The 24,578-nt window shown below is 50.3% G+C and carries 26 protein-coding genes and 1 tRNA gene; 14 read left to right on the top strand and 13 right to left on the bottom strand.

The genetic code is table 11. From position 1 onward, the window contains the following. Nucleotides 1-67 precede the first annotated feature (67 nt). From AACQ84_RS11500 to pstA, 3 genes are all read left to right on the top strand, one after another. Nucleotides 68-1,132 carry a PstS family phosphate ABC transporter substrate-binding protein gene (locus tag AACQ84_RS11500; protein ID WP_012307881.1) on the top strand — a complete coding sequence of 355 codons (1,065 nt, stop codon included), beginning with the start codon at nucleotides 68-70 and terminating at the stop codon, nucleotides 1,130-1,132. Nucleotides 1,133-1,262: 130 nt separating this feature from the next. After that, a complete protein-coding gene (gene pstC, locus AACQ84_RS11505; protein ID WP_012307882.1) occupies nucleotides 1,263-2,201 on the top strand; it encodes a phosphate ABC transporter permease subunit PstC in 939 nt (312 codons plus the stop codon). Next, nucleotides 2,198-3,109 carry a phosphate ABC transporter permease PstA gene (gene pstA, locus AACQ84_RS11510; protein ID WP_012307883.1) on the top strand — a complete coding sequence of 304 codons (912 nt, stop codon included), beginning with the start codon at nucleotides 2,198-2,200 and terminating at the stop codon, nucleotides 3,107-3,109. Before pstC ends, pstA begins: the two co-directional genes overlap by 4 nt. Before the next feature lie 324 nt (nucleotides 3,110-3,433). Here pstA and AACQ84_RS11515 read toward each other — a convergent pair whose 3' ends face one another. From AACQ84_RS11515 to moaC, 5 genes are read right to left on the bottom strand one after another with little or no spacing between them, the layout of a single operon-like run. Continuing rightward, a complete protein-coding gene (locus AACQ84_RS11515) occupies nucleotides 3,434-4,243 on the bottom strand; it encodes an LmeA family phospholipid-binding protein (RefSeq protein WP_012307885.1) in 810 nt (269 codons plus the stop codon). A gap of 47 nt (nucleotides 4,244-4,290) precedes the next feature. Continuing rightward, nucleotides 4,291-4,746 (bottom strand): tRNA (adenosine(37)-N6)-threonylcarbamoyltransferase complex ATPase subunit type 1 TsaE, encoded by a 456-nt coding sequence (tsaE, locus tag AACQ84_RS11520; protein WP_012307886.1) that lies wholly within the window; start codon nucleotides 4,744-4,746, stop codon nucleotides 4,291-4,293. A gap of 13 nt (nucleotides 4,747-4,759) precedes the next feature. Then, on the bottom strand, nucleotides 4,760-5,059 hold the full coding sequence (locus tag AACQ84_RS11525) for a DUF3181 family protein (RefSeq protein ID WP_012307887.1): 300 nt from the start codon (nucleotides 5,057-5,059) through the stop codon (nucleotides 4,760-4,762). Then, nucleotides 5,052-5,309 (bottom strand): 2TM domain-containing protein, encoded by a 258-nt coding sequence (locus tag AACQ84_RS11530; protein ID WP_012307888.1) that lies wholly within the window; start codon nucleotides 5,307-5,309, stop codon nucleotides 5,052-5,054. The genes AACQ84_RS11525 and AACQ84_RS11530 overlap by 8 nt, the downstream gene beginning before the upstream one ends. Nucleotides 5,310-5,364: 55 nt before the next feature. Then, nucleotides 5,365-5,874: a cyclic pyranopterin monophosphate synthase MoaC gene (moaC, locus tag AACQ84_RS11535; RefSeq protein ID WP_012307889.1), complete on the bottom strand. Its 510-nt coding sequence runs from the start codon at nucleotides 5,872-5,874 to the stop codon at nucleotides 5,365-5,367. Nucleotides 5,875-5,934: 60 nt separating this feature from the next. Here moaC and AACQ84_RS11540 point away from each other — a divergent pair. Together AACQ84_RS11540 and AACQ84_RS11545 are read left to right on the top strand one after the other, a co-directional pair. Next, nucleotides 5,935-6,008 (top strand) — tRNA-Arg (locus tag AACQ84_RS11540). Between the two features lie 161 nt (nucleotides 6,009-6,169). Further along, nucleotides 6,170-7,270, top strand: a complete 1,101-nt coding sequence (locus AACQ84_RS11545) for a peptidylprolyl isomerase (RefSeq protein WP_012307890.1) — start codon at nucleotides 6,170-6,172, stop codon at nucleotides 7,268-7,270. A gap of 91 nt (nucleotides 7,271-7,361) precedes the next feature. Here the strand turns inward: AACQ84_RS11545 and AACQ84_RS11550 are convergent, their stop codons facing one another. Then, nucleotides 7,362-7,739 (bottom strand): DUF805 domain-containing protein, encoded by a 378-nt coding sequence (locus AACQ84_RS11550; RefSeq protein WP_012307891.1) that lies wholly within the window; start codon nucleotides 7,737-7,739, stop codon nucleotides 7,362-7,364. Between the two features lie 288 nt (nucleotides 7,740-8,027). On the opposite strand from AACQ84_RS11550, the gene AACQ84_RS11555 reads away from it, so the two are divergent. From AACQ84_RS11555 to AACQ84_RS11575, 5 genes are all read left to right on the top strand, one after another. Continuing rightward, a complete protein-coding gene (locus AACQ84_RS11555) occupies nucleotides 8,028-9,608 on the top strand; it encodes a Na+/H+ antiporter (RefSeq protein ID WP_041443956.1) in 1,581 nt (526 codons plus the stop codon). Between the two features lie 254 nt (nucleotides 9,609-9,862). After that, entirely contained in the window at nucleotides 9,863-11,398 is a 1,536-nt protein-coding gene (locus tag AACQ84_RS11560) for a cryptochrome/photolyase family protein (protein ID WP_012307894.1), read from the top strand. Nucleotides 11,399-11,630: 232 nt separating this feature from the next. Next, nucleotides 11,631-12,101, top strand: coding sequence for a hypothetical protein (locus tag AACQ84_RS11565; protein WP_012307895.1), 471 nt, complete (start codon nucleotides 11,631-11,633; stop codon nucleotides 12,099-12,101). A gap of 60 nt (nucleotides 12,102-12,161) precedes the next feature. Continuing rightward, nucleotides 12,162-14,087 carry a peptidoglycan D,D-transpeptidase FtsI family protein gene (locus AACQ84_RS11570; protein ID WP_012307896.1) on the top strand — a complete coding sequence of 642 codons (1,926 nt, stop codon included), beginning with the start codon at nucleotides 12,162-12,164 and terminating at the stop codon, nucleotides 14,085-14,087. A 181-nt stretch (nucleotides 14,088-14,268) separates the two neighbouring features. After that, nucleotides 14,269-15,237: a hypothetical protein gene (locus tag AACQ84_RS11575; protein WP_041443604.1), complete on the top strand. Its 969-nt coding sequence runs from the start codon at nucleotides 14,269-14,271 to the stop codon at nucleotides 15,235-15,237. 2 nt (nucleotides 15,238-15,239) lie between these two features. Here the strand turns inward: AACQ84_RS11575 and AACQ84_RS11580 are convergent, their stop codons facing one another. The 3 genes from AACQ84_RS11580 to AACQ84_RS11590 all read right to left on the bottom strand — a co-directional run bounded on the left by AACQ84_RS11580 (nucleotide 15,240) and on the right by AACQ84_RS11590 (nucleotide 17,764). Continuing rightward, on the bottom strand, nucleotides 15,240-15,920 hold the full coding sequence (locus AACQ84_RS11580; RefSeq protein ID WP_071819472.1) for a pantothenate kinase: 681 nt from the start codon (nucleotides 15,918-15,920) through the stop codon (nucleotides 15,240-15,242). Nucleotides 15,921-15,929: 9 nt separating this feature from the next. After that, nucleotides 15,930-17,126: an HhoA/HhoB/HtrA family serine endopeptidase gene (locus AACQ84_RS11585; RefSeq protein ID WP_012307899.1), complete on the bottom strand. Its 1,197-nt coding sequence runs from the start codon at nucleotides 17,124-17,126 to the stop codon at nucleotides 15,930-15,932. Between the two features lie 287 nt (nucleotides 17,127-17,413). Next, nucleotides 17,414-17,764 (bottom strand): hypothetical protein, encoded by a 351-nt coding sequence (locus AACQ84_RS11590; RefSeq protein WP_041443605.1) that lies wholly within the window; start codon nucleotides 17,762-17,764, stop codon nucleotides 17,414-17,416. A gap of 296 nt (nucleotides 17,765-18,060) precedes the next feature. On the opposite strand from AACQ84_RS11590, the gene AACQ84_RS11595 reads away from it, so the two are divergent. Together AACQ84_RS11595 and AACQ84_RS11600 are read left to right on the top strand one after the other, a co-directional pair. Further along, on the top strand, nucleotides 18,061-18,675 hold the full coding sequence (locus AACQ84_RS11595) for a hypothetical protein (protein WP_012307902.1): 615 nt from the start codon (nucleotides 18,061-18,063) through the stop codon (nucleotides 18,673-18,675). A 100-nt stretch (nucleotides 18,676-18,775) separates the two neighbouring features. Beyond that, entirely contained in the window at nucleotides 18,776-20,050 is a 1,275-nt protein-coding gene (locus AACQ84_RS11600) for an MgtC/SapB family protein (RefSeq protein WP_012307903.1), read from the top strand. 37 nt (nucleotides 20,051-20,087) lie between these two features. Here the strand turns inward: AACQ84_RS11600 and mtnA are convergent, their stop codons facing one another. Beyond that, nucleotides 20,088-21,128 (bottom strand): S-methyl-5-thioribose-1-phosphate isomerase, encoded by a 1,041-nt coding sequence (gene mtnA, locus AACQ84_RS11605; protein ID WP_041443958.1) that lies wholly within the window; start codon nucleotides 21,126-21,128, stop codon nucleotides 20,088-20,090. 163 nt (nucleotides 21,129-21,291) lie between these two features. Here mtnA and AACQ84_RS11610 point away from each other — a divergent pair, with 163 nt between their 5' ends. Further along, on the top strand, nucleotides 21,292-21,528 hold the full coding sequence (locus tag AACQ84_RS11610) for a hypothetical protein (RefSeq protein WP_012307905.1): 237 nt from the start codon (nucleotides 21,292-21,294) through the stop codon (nucleotides 21,526-21,528). Nucleotides 21,529-21,534: 6 nt separating this feature from the next. Here AACQ84_RS11610 and AACQ84_RS11615 read toward each other — a convergent pair whose 3' ends face one another. Further along, nucleotides 21,535-22,245: a 16S rRNA (uracil(1498)-N(3))-methyltransferase gene (locus AACQ84_RS11615; RefSeq protein ID WP_012307906.1), complete on the bottom strand. Its 711-nt coding sequence runs from the start codon at nucleotides 22,243-22,245 to the stop codon at nucleotides 21,535-21,537. A gap of 149 nt (nucleotides 22,246-22,394) precedes the next feature. On the opposite strand from AACQ84_RS11615, the gene AACQ84_RS11620 reads away from it, so the two are divergent. Then, on the top strand, nucleotides 22,395-23,777 hold the full coding sequence (locus AACQ84_RS11620; protein WP_012307907.1) for an NAD(P)/FAD-dependent oxidoreductase: 1,383 nt from the start codon (nucleotides 22,395-22,397) through the stop codon (nucleotides 23,775-23,777). Nucleotides 23,778-23,869: 92 nt separating this feature from the next. Here AACQ84_RS11620 and AACQ84_RS11625 read toward each other — a convergent pair whose 3' ends face one another. Then, nucleotides 23,870-24,277 (bottom strand): type II toxin-antitoxin system VapC family toxin, encoded by a 408-nt coding sequence (locus AACQ84_RS11625; RefSeq protein ID WP_012307908.1) that lies wholly within the window; start codon nucleotides 24,275-24,277, stop codon nucleotides 23,870-23,872. Then, nucleotides 24,277-24,483 carry a hypothetical protein gene (locus AACQ84_RS11630; RefSeq protein ID WP_030007371.1) on the bottom strand — a complete coding sequence of 69 codons (207 nt, stop codon included), beginning with the start codon at nucleotides 24,481-24,483 and terminating at the stop codon, nucleotides 24,277-24,279. Before AACQ84_RS11630 ends, AACQ84_RS11625 begins: the two co-directional genes overlap by 1 nt. Nucleotides 24,484-24,578 lie beyond the last annotated feature (95 nt).

The raw sequence follows: 24,578 nt of genomic DNA on the forward strand, positions 1-24,578 counted from the left end.
TCTCGCTAAAAAGTTTTAATCCATCGCTCACTTACGCTTAATTGCACAGTACACAATAGAGGAAACTATGAAACAGAGCGCTACTCGCCTCCGTACCTTATCTTTGGGTCTTGCTGGCCTCACCCTTACCGCTGCACTTGCAGCTTGTAACACTACCCAAACACCGACTGAAGGCACTGGCACAACTGATGCTCCTGCAGATAGTGCGTCTGGTTTGTCTGGCGATGTCCTCATTGATGGTTCTAGTACCGTTTTCCCGATTACCGAAGCCATGGCCGAGGAATTCCAAATCGCAAACCCCGATACCCGCGTAACCGTTGGGGTTTCCGGGACTGGTGGTGGATTTTCTAAGTTCTGCGCTGGCGAAACTGATATTTCTAACGCTTCCCGCCCGATTTCCACCGAAGAAATCGAAGCTTGTGAACAGGCTGGCATCGAATATATCGAAATTCCCGTCGCCTATGACGCTATCTCCGTGGTTATTAACCCCGAAAACGATTGGGCCACTTGTTTAACCACCGAAGAATTGGCTAGCATTTGGTCTCCTGATTCTCAAATTAACAACTGGAGTCAAGTACGGGAAGGCTTCCCGGATGCTCCCCTCACTCTCTATGGGCCAGGGACTGACTCTGGAACTTTCGACTACTTCACCGACGCCATCAATGGTGAAGAAGGGGCTAGCCGGGGTGATTACACTGCCAGTGAAGATGACAACGTTGTTGTCCAAGGGGTTGTGAATGATCCCAACGCCATGGGCTATTTCGGTTTGGCTTACTACGAAGAAAATGCTGATAACTTGAATGCGGCGGCCATTGATGACGGCGATCCCAGCAATGGTGATGGCTGTGTGGCTCCTAGCACTGCGACGGTAGACGACTCTACCTATCAGCCTTTGGCTCGCCCTATTTTCATCTACGTTAGTGCAGCGTCTTTGGATGAGAAGCCCCAGGTTCAAGCCTTCATGGACTTCTACACGGCTGAAGAAAATTCTTCCCTCGTTTCTGAAGTTGGCTATGTTGCCCTCAATTCTGAAATCTACGCCAAGGCCCAGGAACGCCTTGCTGCTCGCACCACTGGTTCGATCTTTAATGGTGGTTCCACCGTCGGTGTTCGATTGGGTGAAGTTCTCTAGGTTTTATTTTTAGGTTTCGCTGGGGAGTGGGGCAGATTCATTCAGAAAAGGCCCGACTCCCTTTATGCTTTGAATGAATACCGCTGTTTTGCAGTGGTGTTGGTAGATAAATCATAAGTATTTAAAGATTATGACAACTAGTCCTTTCCCCCCCCTTGCTGATGCGGGACTCTGGCGGACAACACGGACATTTAGTAAATGGAGCCAACGTTTAATCGTGGGGCTTTTTGGTTTATTTGCCCTGGTGTCAGTGTTAACCACGTTTGGAATTGTCATCACATTGGTCGTCGATGCGGCGGGCTTCTTTAATGAGGTTTCCCTGTTTACTTTCCTAACAGATACCCGCTGGACACCACTATTTGTCGATCCACAATTTGGTATTTTTGTGCTGGTTTCTGGCACCCTGATGACGACGGCGATCGCCATTTCCGTGGCCTTGCCGTTGGGTCTGTTGGCCGCTATTTGCTTAAGTGAATATGCTTCCCCTGGGATCCGAAAATGGCTCAAGCCCGCCCTCGAAATTCTGGCAGGGGTGCCCTCCGTTGTCTATGGTTATTTTGCCCTGTTATTGGTGACCCCAGCGCTACGGGCGATTATTCCAGGGCTTTCTCCCTTCAATGCCTTGAGTGCCGGTTTAGTGTTAGGGATTTCAATTTTGCCCTTGGTTGCCTCCCTCAGTGAAGATGCAATCTATGCCGTGCCCGATAGCCTACGTCAAGGTTCCTACGGACTGGGGGCCACCAAACGAGAAACCATCGTGAATGTCGTCTTACCCGCCGCCTTGTCCGGGATTGTTTCTTCCTTTATTTTGGCCATTTCTAGGGCCGTCGGAGAAACAATGATTGTGACTATTGCCGCTGGTTTAAACCCGACCCTCACCCTCAATCCCACGGTGCCCATCGCCACCATGACTGCTTTTATTGTTCAAGTTAGTCTTGGGGATGCCCCGGCTGGCAGTTTGGCTTTTAAGACCATTTATGCCGTTGGTTTATCTTTATTCTTAATCACCCTGACCCTAAACATCCTCAGTTACTGGGTTGTGCGTCGCTATAGACAGAAATACGAATGAATAGTAACCCTCCCAATTCTCAAAATACGAACACCCTGTTTGATACTCGTCTTAAAACCCGTTACCGCTGGGATACCGCATTTCAAACTCTCAGTTGGATCGCTGTAATTTTAAGCATTGTGGTGCTGGCCGTTCTCTTGATCGACGTTTTTTTCGATGGTCTGCCGCGCCTCGATTGGAAATTGTTAACTTCCTTTCCCTCTAGACGCCCTGAAGATGCTGGCCTCAAATCAGCCCTTGTCGGGACAATTTGGTTGATGATCCTAACTGCCATAATCACCTTTCCCATCGGTGTGGGTGCGGGGATCTTCCTAGAGGAATTTTCCGCTGAAAATACTTTCACGAAAATCATTGAAGTCAACATCAACAATCTCGCTGCCGTTCCTTCAATTATTTATGGTCTTTTGGGACTACAGGTTTTTGTCCGGCTCCTTTCTCCAATGACAGGGGGACGCAGTGTTTTAGCTGGTGCTTTAACCCTCAGCCTATTGATTTTGCCCATTGTGATTGTCGCAACCCGCGAAGCTCTCAAGGCTGTACCCGATAGCCTCAGACAAGCTGGTCTAGCCCTCGGAGCGACCAAATGGCAGGTGGTACGGGAGCAAATTTTCCCCCTCGCTCTCCCCGGAATTTTAACAGGGACTATCTTGGCCCTTTCCCGTGCAATCGGTGAAACAGCCCCGCTAATTACCCTAGGGGCCTTGACCTTTATCGCTTTCTTGCCCTCTTTATCCCTAGAAGGGCTCCAGACGCCATTTACGGCGCTGCCGATTCAAATCTTTAACTGGGTTTCCCGCCCCCAAGAAGAGTTTCACACGGTGGCAGCAGCGGGGATTATTGTTTTGATGGTGGTGTTATTGGCGATGAATGGCACAGCTATTTTTCTCCGGAATAAGTTCCAGAAATAAAGCTCTAAAACAAAATTGAGATTGATAAATTAGATCCTCCAGGGTATGGAGGATTTCTTTTTGCGTTATTCGACGAAAGCTCTCGCGAAAGCTTTTATTTTTCTTCGGGTAAGAGCCATGTCCGCAATCCCAAAATGAGCAAAAAGGCCATGACATCAGCGGTAATGAGAAAAGCAATCCAGTTTTGATCCATGGTGACTGAGCTCCGGTGTCCTAGATATTGTTTTCAGGCTATGCAATCTAGGTAAACTATACTCTTATATCTATGGATTGGGGCAAAGAAAAACCTCAAAAATTTTGAGGGCTGTGATTAGATTTTGTTATTTATTGGGGGGTGGGGTTAGCCAACTGAATGAACATCGCCCCCTGGATTTGGCGATCGCCGGTTTGAAGTTGGAGAAAGCGGGCCGTTAAACCCCGGTCTTGGAAGATCCGCAGATTGAAGCGGCGGCTAAACCCCTGGGCAAAGCCATTAAGGAGGGGCGGAGGGAGGGGTTGATCATTCACTGCCCCTTCAAAGTCTGTGAGTTGGAATTGGCTACCAGATGCAAGGCCGAGGGTAAAACTGAGTTGGAGCGTCGCCCGCTCTGCTTCGCCTGTTTCGGGATTGATCTGGAACATTTCTCCGGTGAACTGGAGACGGTTTTCGCCGAGGAAATCGACGGTGGCATTTTCTAATTGGAAACGGGGTGGATTGGTGCTGCCGGGACGGGTGAGCAGACGATTAATGAGAGGTTGTATCAAGGCCGTAACTTGTGGAGACGTTAAGGCTTGATTGAGATCAGTTTCGGTGAGAACAAAGCGCACGCCTGCCTGGAGGGGCTGATCCAAAACACCGGGGCCAGGTTTGCCACTGCGAACTTTAGCCAGGTCAAAACTGAGGGGATCGGTTTCAAGTTCTAGCACCTCAAAACGTAGGCCAGGAAAAAGTTCAACGCCACGACTAGCAATCTGAACGCGGTCAATTTTGCCCTTGAGAAGTTGGTGACTAGGAACATTATCGACCCGTACTTCAAAGGTTTCTGCGGCTTGGAGGCGATCGCCAATGCGTTTACCGCTGACCTCCTCTAGGATCAAGCCCACTGGGGAAAGGGCTGTCAGAAAACCGGACATCAAGATTGCGAGAAATTCCATGGTGCGCCCCAGGCTGATGGTTCGTCCTTAACTTTAGCTGAAAATTTCTAAGAGACAAGCAATTTTAAATCCGCATTGACCGCAGACACAGTCGCTTGCCGCTGGTCATTGGTGGTATGGCTCAATTCAATTTGGTAATAAGATTCCGGGAGATAGGGTAAGCGTTCTGACCATTCAATGACCGTCAGGCCAGGGTCACATTCTTCGCCTTCCCAGTAGGTTTCGGGGTAGAGACCATCGACTTGGGCAGGTTCAAGACGGTACAAATCCAAGTGATAGAGGGGAATGCGTCCGGTGTGGTATTCGTTCACCAGGGTAAAAGTCGGACTGGCGATCGCCTCGGTAATTCCCAAGCCGAGACCGATGCCCTGGGTGAGGGTTGTTTTTCCGGCCCCTAGATCGCCCTTGAGCAAGATTACTGAATTTTCTGGCAACCTTTGCCCTAGCTTTACCCCAAGAGCTTGGGTGGCGGCTGCATTTTCTAACAGAATAATTTCTGCCATTGATCGCTTTAATTTACCAATTGTCTTGATAGTCTTCGAGGAGCTTGAGCAGATCCCCTTGGCCGGCGGTGGGGATCAGTTGGGCCAGGGTGACAAAAGCTTGTTTACCACCCAGGGGAACTTGGATCGAGCGTAAAACATCCATCACTTTTGCTTCGTCCACTGTACGGTCTTCAATGGCCGGGAAAATTTTCTCAGCGACGGTGGTGTGTAAATGGGCATCGGCTAAATATAAATGCCACCCAGACACATCGATATAAATATTTTCACCAATCTCTGCGGCGAGTTTTTCGATTTGAATTGTGCTAGCCATTGGAAGCCTCCGAATAATCGGCGATCGCCGTAATGTAAAGCAGGTGTAACCCTAGAATGCCCAGCCAAACAAGGCTAAACGGTTTTACCCAGGGACGCTCTACCGTCGTTTGAATCATGGCAGTAAACCAAATGGGCGAATTAATCGCGAGGTAGACCATCACATGGACAATAAAATTCATCCGGTCTTCGGCGCGACGGAATTCAGGATCAGTTTTACGGTCAGGTTTGCGCGGCCAACTGCGAGGCATAGGTTTTACCCATCACATTTACGGAACACAGGTGATCCTATCACAAGGATTTTCTTCAGGCTTGTCGGGTATAATCGCCGGATTTGCCCCCGGTTTTTTTCAGCAGTTGAATCTCAGAAATCACCATCCCTTTATCCATTGCCTTCGCCATGTCATAAAGGGTTAAGGCCGCTACGGAAACCGCTGTCAACGCCTCCATTTCGACCCCCGTTTCGGATTTGGTCGTCACACTGGCCTCGATGCGATAACCAGGTAAGTTTGCGTCAGCAATAAAATTTACCGTCACCTTTTTAATCGGTAGCGGGTGGCACATGGGGATTAAGTTCGAGGTTTGCTTGGCTGCCATGATCCCGGCAATGCGAGCTGTACCTAAAACATCGCCTTTTGGGGCATCCCCGGCTTGGATCGCCTGAAAACAATCCCGATTCATGGTGATGATCCCCGTGGCGATCGCCTCCCGTTTCGTCACATTCTTTTCAGAAACATCCACCATCTGCGCTTCACCGTGGGCGTTGAGATGGCTCAGGGGAGGGAGGGAAATCTTTTTTTCAGAAAACTCTTGCATTTACCCAAAACGTCTGTTAGATTAGATGACTGTTGGTCAAACAACACAACTCTTCTGCATGGGTCTGTAGCTCAGCGGATTAGAGCAGCTGACTACGGATCAGCAGGTCGGGAGTTCGAATCTCTCCAGGCTCGTAAGAAGAGAAAACAGCCCTCCTAGGTTAGCCCAGGGGGGTTTGTTGTGGCAAGAATCTGAAGAGTCGTGATGTTTTGTTGACAAGCCCAGAGGGAAACGCAGAATATGACAAGAGACCAGTCAAACTGCACTCTTTCAAACAAACTCATTTCCCTCCGTCATGACCAAATTTTTAAACTATTGCCTATCTGTGGCTTTGGCGATCGCCGTTTGTTTTGGCGTGACCCAACCAGCCTCGGCTTTACCGCAACCGAGCTTTACCCTCGCCTCCCTCGCCCAAGGGGATGCGATCACTGATCCCGAAGCCATCCTCCGCTACGCCCTGCCCATTGAAAATCAGCCCATTCGCCGCCTCCAGGACAGCATGGAATTTATGTCCAAGGATCTACGGGCGAAACGCTGGGGGCCGATTGCTGCCAATGCCAAGAAAGCCAGCCGCGTCCTCTCCATTAGCCAAGATGGCATCCTCGAAGATGTCGTACCGAGCTTTAAGGAACAGGCCCAAACGCTCCTGAGCGAAATGGAACAGGATGTCGCCACCATGAGAGAGGCGATCGCCGCCAAAGACCGTGAAGTGATCTGGACAAAACGTCGGGAAATCCTCAACAAAGTCGGTACGATCGAAGAAAATATGATCGCCGAATATCCGACCACGATCCCCGAAGACTATGCCAATCTACCGCGCTTATTGGGTCGGGCCACCGTCGAACTCGAAACCACCCAAGGGGACATTACCGTTGTCGTTGACGGTTACAACGCCCCGATTAATGCCGGAAACTTTGTTGATTTGGTGCAGCGGGGCTTCTATGATGGCCTACCGTTTAACCGGGCTGAAGATCTCTACATTCTGCAAACGGGTGATCCTGAAGGTGATGCCGATGGTTTCATTGACCCGAAAACCAATGAATATCGCGCCATCCCCATGGAAATTATGCTCACTGGCGACCACGAAGCGACCTATGGGGCAACCCTAGAAGACCTCGGCATTTACCTAGCAGAGATCAATCTTCCTTTTAATGCCTATGGTGCCTTGGCCCTGGCCCGTCCCGCCGATGATGCCAATGGTGGTTCTTCCCAGATTTTCTTCTTCAAATTTGATAATGAATTAGCGCCGCCCGGATTTAACTTGATGGATGGTCGTTACTCTGTGTTTGGCTATACCGTCGCTGGCCAGGATGTTCTTGAAAGCCTCAGCAAAGCTGACAAGATCATTACGGCTAAAGTTGTTAATGGCTCTGAAAATTTAGTTGTCCCCAACTAGACCGATCACCCTTTAATTTTTCGATTTAAAAAACACCCTTTACCAACAACGGTTTGGGGTGTTTATCCTTTTGCAGGTTAGTTTTTAAAAGTTATGCCATCGTGTCAGCACTATACTGATTAGGGCCCGGTTGACTATCAGAAGCAAAGAAGACAATTAAGACAATTACACCAATAATCGGTACAAATCCAATTAAGAGCCACCAACCACTGCGGCCAGTATCATGCAAACGCCTGATGCTAAGGGCTATTCCAGGTAAAATAAAGGCTAAGGAATAGATAATACTAACCAAAGAGGCGATCGCCCCAAGAAATGTTTCCTGGAAAACACCCAAGACAAGGGAAATCAAAAGGTTGATGATAAAAACATACCAGAATTCTTTGCGGCGAGCTCTACCACTAAAGTTTGTATAATTTTGCCAAGCCTTAATGTAATAATCGATAAATTCTTCAAATATACTTTTATCCATTGTTTTATTATTGTATTAACAATTGATTGGGCTTTTATTCTACATAAAAGATTCATAAAGAATTCAAGTCAATGCTAAAAGTCAACATTTTGTAATTATTAAATTGACACAAAAACAACAAGGTGACGGAAGCGTGAATTAAATGCTTTTCCATGCAATATACCTTTGAAATACAAGATGTTCTGGGCTAATGATCGCCTTCAAAAATTTAAAGACTCTTGATATTTCTGATGACAGAGGTCAATGCCTGTTAGCATCTGTAGAGATTATCTAGACATGCCTTTGGTCATGATTGTTTTAGCAGAACTTGCAGAAGCGGCGATTTCAACAAACTTGCAACAGTTTGTGTTGGTTTTATCGATCTCCCTAACCGTTGCAACCTTTTCACGGATTTTTAGTTGGTTGCGCCAAATCCCCTATACCCTCTTGTTGGTGATTGTGGGGCTGGGTTTGGCTTTTATTAATGTGCGTTTAGTGAATCTTTCGCCGGAGCTAATCCTTGAAATTTTCCTCCCACCGCTCTTGTTTGAAGCTGCTTGGAATATTCGTTGGCGCGAACTCCAGAAACAATGGTTACCGATTGCGTTGTTTGCCTTGGCTGGGGTGGCGATCGCCATCTTTGGGATTGGCTTTGCCCTCAGTCAGTGGACGAGCTTGGCCCTGAGTTCTGCCTTGTTAGCGGGGGCGGCCCTCTCGGCGACGGATCCGGTGTCGGTGGTGGCTTTATTCCGGGAGTTGGGGGCCAGTAAAAAACTCACGATGGTGATGGAAGGGGAAAGCCTCTTTAACGATGGAGTCGCAGTCGTAGCGTTTCTGTTGCTGGTGGGAATTCCCCTCGGTACCCAGACTTTTTCGATGTCGGCGACGGTGGCAACTTTCCTGGTCTTTGTGGGCATTGGTGTCGGCTTCGGTTGTTTGATTGGTTTTGGCATTTCTTTCTTAACCCAACGCTTCGATATTCCCCTCGTGGAGCAATCTTTAACCCTGGTATCGGCCTATGGTACTTACCTTTTGACGGAGGAGTTGGGCGGTTCTGGGGTGATTGCGGTGGTGACTGTGGGGATGATTTTGGGGAATTTTGGTTCGAATATTGGCATGAATCCCCGTACCCGCCTAGTTGTTTCGGAATTCTGGGAATTTCTCGCGTTTTTTGTGAATTCGATTGTATTTCTGCTGATTGGTGATCAGGTCAATTTTGGCACCCTGGGGGAAAGCTTAGATGCAATTTTTGTGGCGATCGCCGCTGTGTTGGTGACGCGAGCCATTTCCGTCTATGGTTTGGGTTGGCTCTCCAATCAATTTAGTAATAATCCCCTGAGCTTTTCTGAACAAACGGTGCTGTGGTGGGGCGGTCTGCGGGGATCAGTTTCCATTGCCGTGGCCTTGAGCGTGCCTGTAGTGCTCGGCGATCGCCAAGAAATCATCAACATCATTTTTGGGGTGGTGCTATTCACCCTCCTGGTACAGGGCTTGACAACCCAGTGGGTTCTAGAAAAACTCGATTTAATTGGTGATCAACCGATTCGTCAGAAATATTCCGAGTATCTTGCCCGTCGTGTCGCCCTCAAACGAGTGTTAAATTACCTCGACCAGTTAAACCTCGCTGCCGATGTGGACGAGGAATTCTACCGCTATGAACGGGATCTCGTCGAAGGGGAATTAGAAACCATCGAAGAAAAAATCGAAAAACTCAAAAGTAGCCATCCCCAACTGCAAGAACTGGATATGAAGCAGTTGCGCGATACCCTCCTGGATATCGAGGCGGACACCTATGCCGAATTTATCCGGGTGGGCCGTTTAAATAAAGATCTTTCGCCCCTACTCCAGGAGACCTTGATCAAAGCCACCGAAAAAACAATTCAGAGTTAACCTCCCTTTGCAAAACAAATCATCACGATAAACGACAGGGCCAAGCCAGGGCTAAGGAGGGTCGCCAGGGTTAAAAGTTCTTCGCCGGACATAAAAATACCTTCAATTCACGAGATTCCTTTTCACGTTAAAGGGTTTTTCGGGTGATCGCTAACAGGTTCATAGAAATTTAATTGTCTTGGAATTAAGCTGCCGTCGCCGCAAAAAAGCTTGTGTTAGACTCTCCAACAGCATTTTTCGGGAGAGAAAAACCCATGACCGTCGGGATTTGGGTACTGGGGGATCAACTGTGGGCCACCCAGGCCGCCCTCCAACAACGGGAAGACCAACGCTCAACAACGCCGGTTCTGTTGATCGAAGCGGCAGACTATGCCCGCCAACGGCCCTACCACGGTCAAAAGTTGGTGCTGGTTTGGTCGGCCATGCGTCACTTTGCCCAGGAGTTAGAACAGGCCGGCTGGTCTGTGCATTATGCGATCGCCGCTGATTTTCAAAGTGCCCTAACCGACTGGATTGCCACTGCGGGGATCACGGAATTGTGGGTGATGCAGCCGAGCGATCGCCCCTTTGAAACTTTTATCCAGACCTTAGATCTCCCCTGTTCCCTCAAGTTCATTCCTAATAATCACTTCCTGTGGTCGCGGGCAGAATTTCACAACTGGGCCAAGAATCGTAAACGCCTCGTCCTCGAAGACTTTTATCGGGCGGGTCGCAAACGGTTTAAGATCCTGCTCGATGAAGCACAGCAACCCCTTGGGGGTCAGTGGAACTTTGATAAAGACAACCGCAAACCGCCCAAGAAAGACCTCAATCCTCCCCAACCGCTAACCTTTGCGCCCGATGAGCTGACCCAAGCCGTGATCAACCGGGTTAAAGCTTTAGGTCTTGTCACCTACGGGCAGCTTGAACTTTTCCGTTGGGCCGTGACCCGCACCCAAGCCCTCCAGGTCTTTGAGCATTTCCTCGCTACGGGCTTAGAAAAATTTGGCACCTTCCAAGATGCGATGGTCACGGGGGAATATACCCTCTGGCATGGTCTGATTTCGCCCTATCTCAATCTGGGTCTGTTGCATCCCTGGGAATTGATCAAAAAAGCAGAGGCAATCCGAGAACAAAAGGCGATCGCCCTCAATAATCTCGAAGGTTTTATCCGGCAAATTTTGGGCTGGCGGGAATATCTCCATGGTCTTTACCATTACGTGGGCGCTGATTATGCCCAGAAAAACCATTTCAACCACCAACAGCCCCTGCCCGATTTTTATTGGGACAGCCGCAAAACCGATCTCAACTGCCTCAAACAAGTCTTACAACAAGTAGAACAAACGGGCTATGCCCACCATATCCAACGCTTGATGATCCTCAGCAATTTTGCCTTGATCTTGGGGGTCAAGCCTCAGGCCCTAGAAGCTTGGTTTCACGCCGCGTTTATCGATGCCTACGATTGGGTAATGCAAACCAATGTCATCGGCATGGGGCAGTTTGCTGACGGGGGAATCCTTGCCAGTAAGCCCTACGCTGCCTCGGCCAACTACATCAATAAAATGAGTGATTACTGCCGCGACTGTCGCTACCACAAAGGCGATCGCCACGGAGAAAATGCCTGTCCTTTCAATACCCTCTACTGGCACTTCCTCGACCGTCACCAAGGTCAACTCCGCAGCCAAGGTCGGATGAATTTAATCCTCAAAAATTTAGAACGGCTCTCCCCAGATGAATTGCAGGCCATCCGCGCCCAGGGCCAAACTTGGCAAAACCGCCTAAAGCCCGCTCCACAAGGGGAACTACCATAGGCGATCGCCACCGATTGTTCGCCATAACCACTTCATAAAAATCATAAAAATCAGGGAACTTTTTTTGCCCATTGATATTTTTCTTTATATTTTTCTTAGAAAGAAAAGTACATCAATATTGCTTTTTTGAAAAATTAGTAAAAATCGAAAAAAACACGGGAAAATCGATCAAGGCGCGACTACAATACCCCATAATGACAACATCTTTTGTGTGAGGCGATAGAAAGTAGATATGGCAGTTGCACCTCGACCCTGGCAGGTTTCCCCCTCCCGTCCGCAAAAATCCAGACCCCTCAAAGTGGTAGAGTCCAAGGTTCGCAGCTTGCCAGCGCGGCCAGAACAGCCCTCTACAACCCCTTTGGTACAAACGCTCCGAATCAGTAAGCAGGTGACCCAATGGGTGGCGATCGCCGCCGTGACAACGGCCATGGGTTTATATGCCGGAAAAGCCTATTACCAAAAGGGCTGGAGTGAAGCGTTTAGTCACCTCCTCCAACTCCAAGATTACGAGGCAGATCTCATCGCCACCAGTGCCAGCCTGGGAGAGTTTTTCCAACACCAGGCAGAGCAACCGACCGCAGGACTTGTGGCGCCAACCCCAGCCCACAGCGTTTATGTCAAAACGCCTACCCAGGTCTCTCTCCCCGCCGCGCCCCAAGATACTCTCCCCCACGTCCGCGAACAATCTCCCATTGGCTATTAATCATTGGTTTCTTGGTAGAGTGTTGAGCAGATTTGCCCTTAGCAATCAGGGGTCAAACCGATGACCATGCCTTCCCCCCACTCCCACCAACAACGACGGCAACTGTATCGGCGCAAGCAACAAGCCATCCGGTCTCGGCCGCCCGCACCGAAGCTGCTCCAACGGCGTTTATTCCTCATCTGGGGCATTTTTGTGGTGGGGTTATTGGCTTTGGCTGTCCGGGTGTTCTACCTACAGATCATTGACTACGACAAGCTAGGGGCGATCGCCCAGTCCCAGCATCAGATTACCCTCCGTCCCTATATTCCCCGACGCACCATCGTTGACCGCGAAGGGAATATCCTGGCCCTAGACCGCATTTCCCATACCCTCTACGCCCACCCCGTCGGTTTCCGACTTCCCCAGGAGCTAGTAGACAATCTCCCGGAGGCGATCGCCCCCACAGACCTCCCGAAGGCCGTTGCCCATTATCTCGCTCCTATTTTGGGGGATGTTTCCCCCGCAGACCTAGAGACCACCTTACGCCGCCAAAAAAGCGGGATCTTGTTGCGGGCCAGCCTCGACGCCACCAAGGTCAGCGCCATTCGCCAATTACGTATTGATGGCCTGGAACTGGTGGAACGATACGGTCGGTTCTATCCCCAGGGGGACGCAACCGCAGAAATTACCGGCTATGTCCAAAAAGACGACCACCTGGGCCGGGCTGGCATTGAACTTGCCCAGGAAAGCTTAATCCAACGGGAGCCCATTTCCCTGAGTCTCCGGCGCAATGGCAATGGGGCGATCCTGCCGGGGAACCTCCAGGCAGAGGCGATGAAATATGATGACTGGGAATTGGAACTGTCCCTCGATCTCCCCCTCCAAAAGGCCGCCCGCCAAGCCCTGCAAAAACAGATGGCTGCCTACAAAGCGAAACGGGGTGTTGTCATTGTCATGGATGCCCAGTCTGGGGAACTGCTGAGTCTGGTGACAGAACCCAACTACGATCCCAACAATTACGCCCAAGTTCAGCCTGAAAATTATGGTGTTTTTAAAAATTGGGCAGTCACAGATCTCTATGAACCGGGGTCTACCTTTAAACCGATCAATGTCGCCCTCGCCCTCGATGCCGGGGTGATTACCCCCAACACGTCAGTGAATGATCCGGGATCAATTCAGGTTGGCCCCCACCGGATGAAAAACTACAACGGTGCCGGAAACGGTGTGATTGATGTGGCGGGGATTTTGCGGGTTTCTAGTAATGTGGGGATGATTCAGTTGATGCAAAATCTGTCCCGGGATGATTATTATGACCGACTGCAAAGCTTGAGACTCACCAAGCCCACAGGCATTGATCTACCGGGGGAAGTGACAGGCACCCTCAAGAGTCGCGAAAAATTTACCGCTAGCCCCGTCGAAGCAGCCGTGAATTCCTTTGGCCAAGGGTTAACTGTGACGCCCATCAAGCTGGTGCAACTCCACGGGGCGATCGCCAATGGCGGTACCCTCGTCGAACCCCATCTGGTGCGGGGACTATTCAACAGCCAAGGAGAACCCCAAACCGTCACTCCCAAAGCAGAAATCCCCAACAGTGCCCAGCAGCTTGCGGCAACAACGACAGCCTCGGAGAACCCACAAATTTTTTCCCCGGCGGTGGCGAGAACTGTACTCGACATGATGGAAACTGTTGTGGACGATGGCAGTGGCGAAAAATCAAAAATTGCCGGCTATCGGATTGGTGGGAAAACAGGCACGGCCCAAAAAGCGCGCAACGGCCAATATATTCCGGGAGCCTACATCACAAGCTTCGTCAGTATCTTCCCCATCGATAATCCCCGCTATGTGGTCTTTGCCGCTGCCGATGAACCCACAGAGCCCAATTCCTTTGGGGGGACTGTCGCCGCTCCCGTCGTTCATGATGTGCTCCAGGCCCTAATTGTCCGCGAAAAAATCCCTCCTACTGGCCCTACAGTGGTACCAGAAGATTCCACAGAAACATCCCCCTAAGGAAAAACCAATTACAATTCCCGACACCGCGATAATTGCAGGAATTTCTGGAGAAATTCTGTGTATCCCGCAACCGCTGGTTCCTTGAAGGGATACACTAATAGAGCACACAGGTTAAACTAATGTGCTGGCACGCTTTGACCCAGGCTGCTCACCTTTATCTGCATTTTGTATCGACGCTATGAGTCCCCGCAAACTAACCGACCATGACAAAGAAGAATTACTCGTTGCCTACCGTGAAACGGCAGAAACGACTTCTACTTTGGCGTCCCGCTATGGCGTGAGCAGCTCTACCATTAGTCGCTTTCTTAAGAGTCGTCTCAGTGCCAGTGAATATGAGGAATTGATCCAACGCAAACGCCTGGGTCGTGGCAACCGTGGGACAAAATCAATCCCCGAACCGGAGCCATCGACGGCTAAAACCGTGGAAAAACCAAAGCTAGTTAAACGGGTTGAGACAGCTCCAGAATCCACCGATACAGCCGAGGACACGCCACCCAAAACGGAACGGCGGCGCACCAGACGTAAATCCCGTGACCCAGAGCCAGAGGCAATCCCAGAGCTTGATACTGCCGATGCGACGACGACAGTGGCCCTAGAGGATTCTGAGCCTGAACCAGAAGCTGCAACCTTTGAGGAGATCGAAATTAATCCGGATTTACTCGCTCTAGCCCAGGAAATTCAGTTGGGCGATCGCCAACAGGCCCTCAAGGAATTATTGGGGGAAGACATCGGTGATGACGATGAATTTGATGATGATGACGACGATGAGGAATTTGATGATGATGACGACGACGATGAAGAATTTGATGTGACCCCGGTCGCCCACTCAGAAACGGTGGAAATTTTGCCCCTCGAAGCGGCTCAGTTCCCCCGCAATTGTTATGTGGTGACGGATCGTTTGTCGGAGTTGATCGCCCGGCCAATGCAGGATTTTCAGGATTTAGGGGAAATTCCCGACGAAGAAATCAGCCAAAAAACCCTCCCCATTTTTGATAACCACCGTGTCGCCAAGCGGTTTATCCGGGGGCGCACCCAAAAAATCATCAAAATTCCCAATGGCGACCTTTTCCTCAAAACGAGCGGTTGTCTCGCAGCCAAAGGCATTACCCGCCTACTGCTCGATGGCAAGGTTTACCAACTCCGTTAGGATCAGCGATTACGTCTCAAGGCCGCAAATCCGTGGAAAATAAGCCCCGGATCGTAATGCAAAACAGGTAACTGTTGGGCCAGCCACGCCCCATCCCCCCCGGTGCTGAAGATCTGACCCTGGGGAAATTCGCCTTGCCAAGCGCGGATAAAATCTTTGACCCCAGCGAGGACTGTGTAGGTAATGCCACTGGCGATCGCCCCGGCGGGATCATTGGCCCAACGGGGGGGCAATTGCGTCGGTAAATGAACTTTGGGTAAGGCGGCAGTGTGCTGGGTGAGGCTTTGAAACTGGAGGTTTAAACCCGGTAGAATCGCACCACCGATCCATTGGCGATCGCCGTTGGCCGCCGAAAAGGTTAAGGCCGTCCCCCCATCAACCACTAAACAGGGAAAGCCATACCGTTGTCCGGCTCCTAAAACTGCTAGGGCGCGATCAATCCCCAATTGGGGATAGAGATTTTCGAGGGGAATATCGGCCAAGGTAATGGGCTTGGCGGTGGGAAAATGAGCCTGTATCCAAGTGCTTTGTTGGGGGACGACCGAGGCCACATAGCGCAACTGCTTAACGGCAGGGGGACAAGTGCCATGGGCTGTGTGGTGTACCGTTTGCAAGGTATCCCCCGTAAATGTCGCCCAATGGAGCCGGGAGTTGCCAATCATTAAGGCCCACCATTGATCCATAACCCTGGCCTAACTCGGAAACTCCGTGGGCTGGACGGTTAACTGCCGCATTTTGCCCCGGCGCTTGAGATCAATGGGTAAATCAGCACCGATGCTACTCCGTTCTACGACATCCTGGACATCAAAGGCGGTCAGGACGGGTTGATCCCCCACCTGCTTGAGGATATCTCCCACCTGGATATTGGCGATCGCCGCCGGAGAATCTGGGGCAACCTCAATCACCAACACCCCTGTTTCCTGATTTAAATCAAGCGTCTGGGCCATGGCAGGCAGGGTTTCCCGCAATCGATTTTTCCCTTCTCCGTCCAATGCCAGCATTCGAATCCCCAGGTAAGGGTGGGTCGCTTTCCCCTCCGTAAAGAGTTGTTGGGCAATGCGTTGGGCGGTTTCGATGGGAATGGCAAATCCCAGACCTTGGCCATCGGCGCGAATCGCTGTATTTAAGCCAATCACTTCCCCCCGCACATTGAGGAGGGGGCCACCGGAATTACCAGGGTTAATGGCGGCATCGGTTTGGATAAAACGTACCCGTTTGTCCGGAATGCCGACCTGGGCACTGGGACGGTCGAGGGCACTGATAATGCCGACGGTGACACTGTTGTCAAAACCGAGGGGATTACCAATGGCGATCGCCCATTCCCCTGGGGTCAGACTCGCCGCATTTCCTAATGTTGCGGTAGGTAACCCCGTGGCGTCGATTTTAATCACGGCAATATCCGTTAGCTCATCAACACCCATCACTTGTCCTTCAAAGACCTGGCCATCTTTGAGAGTCACCTTTACCTTAGAGCTATTTCCCACCACATGGGCATTGGTCACCAGTTGGCCATCACTACTGAGAATAAAACCGGAGCCCGTGCCCTGGGGTTGGCGATCGCCGTCAAAGGTGGGAAAGCCCTCTTCTAATTGAAAAAACTTCTTAAATAACGGTGTGGGCGATGCCGATGCCTCCGTCTGATCTAGGGCATCAATGCGCACGACGGTCGGCCCAACGGTTTTGACCGCTTCAGCAATAAAATTTACCGAGTCTTGGTTGAGATCCAGCGCAGCCAGGGATTGCTCATATTGACGAAACTCACCATAGGCCTGCAAAGATGCATTTAGCTGTCTTTGGAACCAATAGGCATGGCCCAAAAACCCCAGGCTTCCCCCGAGGATAAGGAAAGTCGTGTAGAGGCTCCACTGACGAAAAGATTGATTTAGCATGGGTGTGAGGAGACTGGAGGCGCAAAGATAAACGCAAGCTTGCCTTAAAATTATGGCAAAAATCTTGCTTGATTCCCTACTTTAACCAGCCCAGAAAACCTCTTTTGTTAATTGCGGTCAATTTTTAAAAAACTTTTTAAAAAAATCGGCTGCCAACGGCCTGAATACTCTTGCCACTCCAAGGAATATCTAGATTCAGAAAAAATCTCCCCAGTCACTTTCGCCAACAAAAAACCAGAGCTTGCTGACTCTGGCACAATATCAACCCCCGACAACTCGCCAAATTGTTACTGGCTGGTATGTTGGTAAACCTGGATTGAGGCACGGCTCGAACTTTGAATGTGGGATTCCTTGGGGTGGCTCGGATCGATCTGAGCGCCAGTTTGGATAATTCGCAGTTGTTGCACCTGCACCTGGGCCGGTTGTCGGCTGAGATCCGCGAGCGTTGGGAGGTGGATATTTTTGGGTAAACAGACACGGATCTGGGGATTGAGTTCTTGGGTATGGAGACGCCATCCCTCTGGACAGGTCATTTCTGTGGGGGTGGCGATCGCCGCTGGGACACCAGACAACAGCACCATCAACCCCAAAGACAGACCATCCAACAACTGTACGCCAATACCTTGTGTTGATTTCATGGTTTTGCTCCATTGCAAAGGAGAATAAATTGAGAGATTAGGGACTAACCTCCACGGGGTTGTAGTGGCGGCCCCCCAGAACCTATGCAGTTCATTCTCTGAGGCCGTCAGATCGCTACCGAATTTGTCCTGGGCTGTCGGTGAAAATTTTGTCTTTTGTTGCAATCTAAAAGGCTTCTGGGAAAAGCTCACTATACTAATGGAGCAGATTTTCGGGCGGCGGAAAAATCCTGAAAAGTGCCCCCAATGCTGTTGTGATTGTTTGAAATCAAGTATTACTGAGGGAGAAAGCTGTGATGTTCCAGGTTTTGCGTCGTTATCTGAGTGCCAGTGTGGGCCTTGGCTGTCTCATGGGGCAAATGATCTGTGCACCAGCCCAAGCTAATCCAGTAGGAATTCAGTTCCAAGGGGCTGCCAATGCCGTCTTTGTAGCCCAACAGCTCGGCTTTCCTCCTGTACCTCCCAATACTGGGATTATCGGCCCTTTTTCCGATGATCAGGGTTTAATTTATCTGGATGCCCAAGGGCGGATCAGTTATTTTTCACCGAGTCAGGTGACGGTTTTTTTCGCCCAGGCCAACGCCAATAATGGCCCAAAAATTCTCTATGCCCTGACCCCCACTGCCACCTACAGAATGCAAAATAATCAGGCGATCGCCGTTGACCCAAACACTATCGAAGCGGCGATTACCCCCTGGCCCTATTCGGGGGTGATGGTGAATGTTTTAATTGCCTACCTCCAGCAATACCAAGCCCAGCTAATGGCGAGTGGAGGCGTTACGGTTTCCGCCGAACAGCAATCCTATGTCAGTTCAATGCTCCACAACACCAGCATGAATATTTTGAATAATATTGGCAGTGAAGGTTGCACCGAACACTACGAAGATGTTTACTACCTCGGCTGCTGGTAAGGTGAGTACATCGCGTTCGGCCCCAAGCACAATCATTTTTTTGTCATTGGGTGCAGAGCGGCAAATATCGCTATCGTAAAATCGCAACACATTTTTGGTAATGGGCTCCCAACTCCTCAGCCTCGTCCCAGCAGATGCCTATAAGCTTCTGGTTGTTTTATTTTTGTCGTTTCTCATTGGCCTTGAACGGGAGGAACACAAACTCAATAAGGGCTATGCCTTTGGGGGCGTGCGCACCTATCCGCTCATTGGTCTGATTGGTTATAGTGTCGCTTTTTTGGCCCAAACCCAAATGCTGGCAGTGATCGGCGGTTTGGCGGTAATTGGTGGCTTTATGATGATTTCCTACTGGCACAAGGCGGAAACGTCACGGGTTGGTCTTACTTCGGAGATGGCGGGTTTGGCGACCTATATTCTGGGGGCGCTGGTCTACCACGGGCATTTTTGGGTGGCGTCTTCCTTGGCGATCGCCAGTTTGATTTTGTTGGAACTGAAGACTTTTCTCGAAGGATTGGCTGAGCGGTTTTCTGAGGAGGATATTTTCACCTTCACCAAATTTCTGCTGCTGACCATCGTTATTTTGCCCATTTTGCCCAATCAAGCCCTGACTACCTTTGATCTCAACCCCTTTAAAACTTGGCTGGTGGTGGTGGCTGTGAGTACCGTTTCCTACGGCAGCTTTCTGCTCCAAAGGCTCATTAAGGGTCAAGGCAGCATTCCCCTGGCGGCTCTTTTGGGGGGAGCCTATTCTTCGACCGTGACCACCGTCGCCCTGGCGAAACGTTCTAGCGTCGATCCTGCAAATTCCCAGCGGTATGTGGGAGGCATGGTGATGGCTTCGGGGATGATGTATTGGCGCTTAATTTTGCTATTGGAATTGTTTAATGGGGCTTTGTCGGAACGGCTGATGGGTTCGTTTTTCCTGTTAGGGCTGGTAGGGGTTGTGGGAGGCTTGGCGATCGCCCTCCGGAAAAAAAATGGGACTGATCCCCAGGCGATCGCCGCAACACATCCCCAGGGTAACCCCTTGGAATTAAAGGCGGCCTTTAGTTTTGCGCTGCTCTTTGTGGTGATCTCCCTCTTGACCCGGTACATTGTTGATTATTTAGGCGATCGCGGTGTGTATTCCTTTGCGGCGATTATGGGGATCACCGACGTAGATCCCTTTATTCTGAGCTTGACCCAATCGGCGGGCCAGTCTTTGTCTTTATCCCTAGCCAGTATTTCGATTTTGATTGCGACGGCGAGTAACAATGCGGTCAAAGGAATCTATGCCCGCTCCTTTGGCGATCGCCAAACGGGACAACAAAGTTTGTATTTTTTGCTGGGCTTTAGTGTGTTGGGCTTACTGCCCATTTTGACCCAGCTATTTTGAATCTTCACCGCTTGGGAGGGGATAGAGGGGGCGGTTTCTAGCCCTTGAGATGAATCAACTGGTCGGGAGCCACGGCCCCTTTTTCTGTAATGATCGCCGTGATTAGATGGGCCGGGGTCACGTCAAAAGCCGGATTATAAAATTGCACCCCTTCCGGGCAAATGCGCGTGTCACCAATTTGATAAACTTCCTTAGGATCGCGCTCCTCAATGGGAATTTGTTTACCGTCACTGAGGGAAAAATCCACCGTCGATAAAGGAGCCGCCACGAAAAAAGGAACATTGTGGGCCTTCGCGACGATCGCCAAACTGTAGGTGCCAATTTTATTCGCCGCATCGCCATTAGCTGTAATCCGGTCGGCCCCGACCACCACTGCATCGATGCGACCCTGCTGCATACAGTGGGCGGCCATGTTGTCACAAATTTGCGTCACGGGAATCCCTTCCTGAACACATTCCCAGGTGGTGAGCTTGGAACCCTGGAGCCGGGGTCGAGTTTCGTCAGCATAGACCATCCCTAAACGATTTTCCCGCCAAGCTGAACGAATCACGCCCAAAGCTGTGCCATAACCCGCCGTGGCTAAACCACCCGCATTACAATGGGTGAGGATCGTTAATTTTTCGGGGGTTTCGGGAAGAACCGCCAACCCCTGATCACCGATCGCCTGGCAGGTGGCGAGGTCTTCATTGTGGATCGCCTTGGCGGTATTGAGAATTAAATTTTGCAACTCAGGAATATTACCAGTCGCCCCTTGCACCGTTGCCATCACCCGATCAATGGCCCAAAAGAGATTGACTGCGGTGGGTCTGGTTTGCCGGAGGGTTGCGGCGATTGCCTCTAGTTTTTCCAGAAAAATGGTGCGGTCTGTGGTTTGGATCTCCTTTGCCCCCAGGTATAGACCATAGGCCGCCGAAACCCCGATGGCAGGTGCTCCCCGGACAATCATCGTGCGGATCGCCTCAGCCATGGCCTGGTAGGTTTTAATTTCGACGACTTTATAGGCGAGGGGGAGCAGGGTTTGATCCACGAGGAGGACGCAGTCTTCTTGCCAAACGATGGGGTTAATGGAGTTGCTCATTAAACTGGGAAAATTCCAACGGTGAAAAATCTTCCCTATTGTGGCCTGAGGGCGGACGAAAAAAAATACATTCGGTAAATTTCTCCGGCGATCGCCTTGCATCTCCGCTACCATGGCCATGTAAGGTAACTAAAACCCCCTAACGGCTTGGAGAAGCGGGAAAATGAGTGAATTCGCTGATTTTATGAGCATCATGCACGATGACCTTGGCGAACATTATCAACGCATCATGATGACCTATAAGGGGAATATTACCCCCGATACGGCGTTCCAGGCGGCGGCACTCCTCACAGCAGCCCAGAGTAACGCGACTTATACGAGTCAGCTCCAGGGGGAAATTGAGTCCCTCCGCAAAACCTTGATCGCCATCGAAAAATCCCGGCGGGATTCCCAAAGTTAAATCCAGTTAATTTCCTGGACGACAGTGACTATTCACTAAGGCGATCGCCGTGATCGAAGCCGTCACCGCCCGCAGAATCGAATTTCCCAAGGAGACGACTGGCATACCTTTGGCGATCGCCTGTTGGATTTCCGTTTCTGTCCAGCCCCCCTCCGGCCCGATCAGTACCGTAATTTCTGGGGGCAGCGTTTTGGGTAACGCATCAAGCAGATGCAATGACTTTTCCCGTGCGCCACAGAGATAGGTTTGCTCTGGGGAAAGGGTTTCTAAAAGCTGCAAAAAAGGTTGTGGTGTTTCAATTTTCGGCACAATTGCCCGTTCCGATTGTTCTGCGGCTTCGGTGGCAATTTTACGCCAGCGTTTTAACTTATTTTCACTCGGTTTTAAAATTGTCCGCTCAGAAATCACCGGATAAATCTGCGTCACGCCTAATTCTGTACAGCACCGCACCACTTCATCGAAGCCATTTTTCGGCAGGGCGGCCACTAATTTCACTGGAATCGGGCATTCTGTTTGGAGGTGCTGGGATTCGATTAATTGAATTTCCTCAGTCTCCGTCAATTCACCAAGCCAAGCTTGGCCCAAACCATTTAACACAATCAGGCGATCGCCCGCCCGCAACCGTAGCACACTTAGCAGATAATGCCGTTGTTCTGTCGTTAAATTAACCCTAGAAAGATCAGTAAATTGCGCCTCAGAAACCACCAAACGCTGCATTAAATTAACCGTCTCCGCCCTATTTTTTCGAGCAATAGCACCATTGAAATCTCACCTTTTATCTCTTTGGGTAGATTTCTGTTAGTATTCTTACCTAACACAGGCCGATTGAAATAAAAGTTTATATTTTCCCCAACCCCAGCGAACCCATGGTCAATACCCAACTCCCCAATCTCACCCCCCAGACAGACAAGCATAAAGTGGTGATTATCGGTGGCGGTTTTGGTGGTCTTTATGCCGCGAAAACCCTCGGTAAATATGAGGCTGCCGTGGATGTCACCCTGATCGACAAACGGAACTTCCACCTGTTCCAACCGCTGCTGTACCAAGTGGCAACGGGGACCCTTTCCCCGGCGGATATTGCTTCGCCCCTGCGCGGTGTCCTCAGCGGCAACAAAAACACCCATGTGCTCCTTGATGAAGTCGTTGATATTGATCCCGACAGCAAAACGGTGGTAATGAACGAAGGGATCGTCAACTATGACAGTTTGATCGTTGCCACGGGGGTCAGCCACCACTATTTTGGGAATGACCATTGGAAACCCTACGCACCGGGCCTAAAAACCGTTGAAGATGCCCTCGAAATTCGCCACCGCATTTTTATGGCCTTTGAAGCGGCGGAAAAGGAAACAGATCCGGCACTCCAACAGGCATGGTTGACCTTTGTGATCGTGGGCGGTGGCCCGACGGGGGTAGAATTGGCCGGGGCGATCGCCGAAATTGCCTACAGCGTTCTGAAAAAAGATTTCCGCAAAATTGATACCACCCGCGCCCGGATTATTCTCCTAGAAGGGATGGATCGGGTCTTGCCCCCCTACGATCCAAGTTTGTCGGCGAAAGCGCAAAAATCCCTGGAAAACTTAGGAGTTCAGGTACAAACCAAGAGCCTCGTGACGAATATCGAAGACCACCTTGTCACCTTTAAGCAGGGCGATGACCAGTGCGAAATCGCCGCGAAAACCATTGTCTGGGCCGCTGGGGTGAAAGCGTCTGGCATGAGTAAAGTCCTCGAAGACCGTTTAAGCGCGACCCTAGACCGAGCTGGTCGGGTCATCGTCGAGCCGAACCTAAGCGTTGCGGGCTACCCTGATGTCTTTGTGATTGGGGACTTGGCCAACTTCCCCCACCAAAATGAACGGCCTCTACCTGGGGTGGCGCCGGTGGCGATGCAAGAAGGGGAATATGTGGCAAAACTGATCAAACAACGGGTCAATGGTCAGGAGATGGCGCCTTTTCGTTATATGGAATTGGGTAGCCTAGCTGTCATTGGGCAAAATGCCGCCGTTGTGGATCTCGGTTTTGTGAAATTCTCTGGGTTCTTAGCCTGGTTAATTTGGATCTTCGCCCACGTGTATTACCTGATCGAGTTTGATAACAAGATGGTGGTGATGCTCCAGTGGGGTTGGAACTATTTCACCAGAGGTCGGGGTGCCCGTCTGATCACCGGAGAAAAGGATCTTGTGTCTGGGTTTAAGCTCTACCAAGAAGCTGCGGACAAAGAAACGAAGGTCAACATTAAAGTCGAAGCCTGACGCCAAGCTGAATAGCGCATCTTAATGCACTTCCCCCACGACATTCTCGTAGAGTAATAATTTTGTGGGGGATTTTATGATGCAATCTTTTTTCAGGGATGCCAAAAACCAATATCTTCAAAGAAGCCGAGGTCTCTGTAATCAATTGTCCAAACCTTTGCTTGCATTTGTTTTGCTACAACCAGCACAGAAGCATCTTCTAAACTGCCTCGCCATTGGGGTGAACGAATGCTGAGTTCGTAAATCTCTTGAAAATCCGTTGGAGAAATAGTCTGAATGACTGTATTTGTCTGCAAAGTTGTCAAAAGGAATTGAGCCGCTTGAATTGACTCACGGCGTGAAACAAATTTGTAAACCTCAAAAACAATCGGTAAAGGGGTAATGATCTCTCCAAAAGCTTTTGGGATTTGGGTAAAGCCGGACTGAGCTAGCTCATGATATCGATCCTGGCGAGAAACGAGGGCAATCAGAGGGCCTGCATCGAGTACCAGTCGTTCCATCAACGCTCCAAGGGATTCGTCGAAGCATCTACAGGGGCATTACGAACTAGGCCTGCTAAATCTAGCAAATCCTGACCATTCCGGGGACGTAACTTATCTCTGAGGGCGCTCTGGACGAGGCTAGAGGCATTTTCTTCGGGGTGAGTTTGGAGGTATTGATCAAGCTGCTGCCACAGCTCATCCGGGATGTACAGTGTCTTTTTCATGGGCGCTTGACTCAAGCTGCAGGGTATGACTTTTATCATACTTGCTCACAGTGAATTCTGTCGGTGGTTTTTGGGTGGATGGTGTTGGGGTTGGG

This window comes from Picosynechococcus sp. PCC 7002 (genome assembly GCF_963860125.1).
In the GTDB taxonomy this organism is placed as follows: Bacteria; Cyanobacteriota; Cyanobacteriia; order Cyanobacteriales; family MRBY01; genus MRBY01.

Excerpts from the sequence above, each read along its gene's own strand:
- AACQ84_RS11500 (WP_012307881.1), top strand. The coding sequence starts at position 68 with ATGAAACAGAGCGCTACTCGCCTCCGTACCTTATCTTTGGGTCTTGCT.
- pstC (WP_012307882.1), top strand. The coding sequence starts at position 1,263 with ATGACAACTAGTCCTTTCCCCCCCCTTGCTGATGCGGGACTCTGGCGG.
- pstA (WP_012307883.1), top strand. The coding sequence starts at position 2,198 with ATGAATAGTAACCCTCCCAATTCTCAAAATACGAACACCCTGTTTGAT.
- AACQ84_RS11515 (WP_012307885.1), bottom strand. The coding sequence starts at position 4,243 with ATGGAATTTCTCGCAATCTTGATGTCCGGTTTTCTGACAGCCCTTTCC.
- tsaE (WP_012307886.1), bottom strand. The coding sequence starts at position 4,746 with ATGGCAGAAATTATTCTGTTAGAAAATGCAGCCGCCACCCAAGCTCTT.
- AACQ84_RS11525 (WP_012307887.1), bottom strand. The coding sequence starts at position 5,059 with ATGGCTAGCACAATTCAAATCGAAAAACTCGCCGCAGAGATTGGTGAA.
- AACQ84_RS11530 (WP_012307888.1), bottom strand. The coding sequence starts at position 5,309 with ATGCCTCGCAGTTGGCCGCGCAAACCTGACCGTAAAACTGATCCTGAA.
- moaC (WP_012307889.1), bottom strand. The coding sequence starts at position 5,874 with ATGCAAGAGTTTTCTGAAAAAAAGATTTCCCTCCCTCCCCTGAGCCAT.
- AACQ84_RS11545 (WP_012307890.1), top strand. The coding sequence starts at position 6,170 with ATGACCAAATTTTTAAACTATTGCCTATCTGTGGCTTTGGCGATCGCC.
- AACQ84_RS11550 (WP_012307891.1), bottom strand. The coding sequence starts at position 7,739 with ATGGATAAAAGTATATTTGAAGAATTTATCGATTATTACATTAAGGCT.
- AACQ84_RS11555 (WP_041443956.1), top strand. The coding sequence starts at position 8,028 with ATGATTGTTTTAGCAGAACTTGCAGAAGCGGCGATTTCAACAAACTTG.
- AACQ84_RS11560 (WP_012307894.1), top strand. The coding sequence starts at position 9,863 with ATGACCGTCGGGATTTGGGTACTGGGGGATCAACTGTGGGCCACCCAG.
- AACQ84_RS11565 (WP_012307895.1), top strand. The coding sequence starts at position 11,631 with ATGGCAGTTGCACCTCGACCCTGGCAGGTTTCCCCCTCCCGTCCGCAA.
- AACQ84_RS11570 (WP_012307896.1), top strand. The coding sequence starts at position 12,162 with ATGACCATGCCTTCCCCCCACTCCCACCAACAACGACGGCAACTGTAT.
- AACQ84_RS11575 (WP_041443604.1), top strand. The coding sequence starts at position 14,269 with ATGAGTCCCCGCAAACTAACCGACCATGACAAAGAAGAATTACTCGTT.
- AACQ84_RS11580 (WP_071819472.1), bottom strand. The coding sequence starts at position 15,920 with ATGGATCAATGGTGGGCCTTAATGATTGGCAACTCCCGGCTCCATTGG.
- AACQ84_RS11585 (WP_012307899.1), bottom strand. The coding sequence starts at position 17,126 with ATGCTAAATCAATCTTTTCGTCAGTGGAGCCTCTACACGACTTTCCTT.
- AACQ84_RS11590 (WP_041443605.1), bottom strand. The coding sequence starts at position 17,764 with ATGAAATCAACACAAGGTATTGGCGTACAGTTGTTGGATGGTCTGTCT.
- AACQ84_RS11595 (WP_012307902.1), top strand. The coding sequence starts at position 18,061 with ATGTTCCAGGTTTTGCGTCGTTATCTGAGTGCCAGTGTGGGCCTTGGC.
- AACQ84_RS11600 (WP_012307903.1), top strand. The coding sequence starts at position 18,776 with ATGGGCTCCCAACTCCTCAGCCTCGTCCCAGCAGATGCCTATAAGCTT.
- mtnA (WP_041443958.1), bottom strand. The coding sequence starts at position 21,128 with ATGAGCAACTCCATTAACCCCATCGTTTGGCAAGAAGACTGCGTCCTC.
- AACQ84_RS11610 (WP_012307905.1), top strand. The coding sequence starts at position 21,292 with ATGAGTGAATTCGCTGATTTTATGAGCATCATGCACGATGACCTTGGC.
- AACQ84_RS11615 (WP_012307906.1), bottom strand. The coding sequence starts at position 22,245 with ATGCAGCGTTTGGTGGTTTCTGAGGCGCAATTTACTGATCTTTCTAGG.
- AACQ84_RS11620 (WP_012307907.1), top strand. The coding sequence starts at position 22,395 with ATGGTCAATACCCAACTCCCCAATCTCACCCCCCAGACAGACAAGCAT.
- AACQ84_RS11625 (WP_012307908.1), bottom strand. The coding sequence starts at position 24,277 with ATGGAACGACTGGTACTCGATGCAGGCCCTCTGATTGCCCTCGTTTCT.
- AACQ84_RS11630 (WP_030007371.1), bottom strand. The coding sequence starts at position 24,483 with ATGAAAAAGACACTGTACATCCCGGATGAGCTGTGGCAGCAGCTTGAT.